Consider the following 1,168-nt stretch of genomic DNA (forward strand, 5'->3'; position numbering starts at 1 on the left):
CCTCCGGGAAACTGCCGCAACATCCGCTCATCTCCGGAAAACAGCAAGCGCAAATCGGGGATTTGGTACTTCAACATGGCCACACGATCGAGACCCAGGCCCACGAGATTAACGGAGGATCACAGCAGCTCTCGACACGGGATTTTTCAGTAAAATCGAACGTAGACCAAAAACACATCCCGGAAATATGACCCAGCTTCTTGAAGCACCTGCTGGAGCGGAACCGCCACCCGATCAAAGTCGTACGTGGGATTCACGAGGAGATATCTACCATCCTTCTTCTTGAGCATCTCCTTGGAAAGAACTATCCATCCTGTCGCATCGGTAGTGCCGAGCAATTCCTCCTTCCCGTTGTTGCTAAGTAAAACTACCGGAAGGTTCGACACAGGCCGAGGATCGTCTGGATAATACGGGACAAAGCGGACCGCAACGAACTCCGCTCCTGTGGCCGCCCCATAGCGGATCCACGGATTAGCGGGAGCCGCTGCGAGCGGGAAATAGAAGTTCTGATATGGCTCAGGCTGGCTGCAGCCTTTCCACTTTCGTACGTCGCGCTCTGTGGATAACCAAACTACTTCTGAACCTTCGGAATGGAAAAGTAACCAATCTATTTCTTCACCGCAGACCAGGTCTCGCGGGACGGTTCCCCCTTCGAACTTCCCTGAACGCCAACCCCGACGACGATCGAACCACTCCATCGAAACGTCGCTCCACATCCGGCTTTCGGGCTCGCAACGGACGGAAACACCCCTGGCTGTGCACCTCAGAGAATCGAAATCGAAACCAAACCCTACCTCCGGCCGCGTTTGAACTCGCACTCTCCCAGCCGTGCAGCTACCCCCTAGGACGATGAAAAACAACAGGAACACTGGGGCGACCGGCCGAGAGAGAAAGCCGGTGTTGGAGGCTTTCCAAGGCCCAAGCCCGTAGTACTGTTTGGTCATTTCTGTTCCTGCCCTGTCAGTGGGTCTGTGGTGCTGTTGAGGTTCACCGCCGGCTGTTTGTCTTGCTGCAGCTCATAGAGCTGCCCACAGCGAAGCAGGTCTTCGACCATCCTCTCCGCTTCTGCACGTGACAAATCAGGGCGTTCCTGGGCCAACTCCCTCCCGATCCTTTCCGCCGTTCCATCATCGTCGGTTTGCTTTATCGCTTCTGTGGGCCTGCCTGC

The 1,168-nt window shown here is 55.7% G+C and carries 3 protein-coding genes; all 3 read right to left on the reverse strand.

What is annotated here, in order from left to right:
* Positions 1-104, reverse strand: a 104-nt coding sequence (locus EG19_RS14445) for a tRNA ligase subunit PheS family protein (RefSeq protein ID WP_407702152.1), incomplete at its 3' end; no start/stop codon positions are given.
* Positions 105-146: 42 nt separating this feature from the next.
* Positions 147-944, reverse strand: coding sequence for a hypothetical protein (locus tag EG19_RS07350; protein ID WP_038049226.1), 798 nt, complete (start codon positions 942-944; stop codon positions 147-149).
* Positions 941-1,168, reverse strand: a 228-nt coding sequence (locus EG19_RS14125) for a hypothetical protein (RefSeq protein WP_038049228.1), incomplete at its 5' end; no start/stop codon positions are given. The genes EG19_RS14125 and EG19_RS07350, both read right to left, overlap by 4 nt.

It is taken from the genome of Thermoanaerobaculum aquaticum, assembly GCF_000687145.1.
Lineage (GTDB): Bacteria > Acidobacteriota > Thermoanaerobaculia > Thermoanaerobaculales > Thermoanaerobaculaceae > Thermoanaerobaculum > Thermoanaerobaculum aquaticum.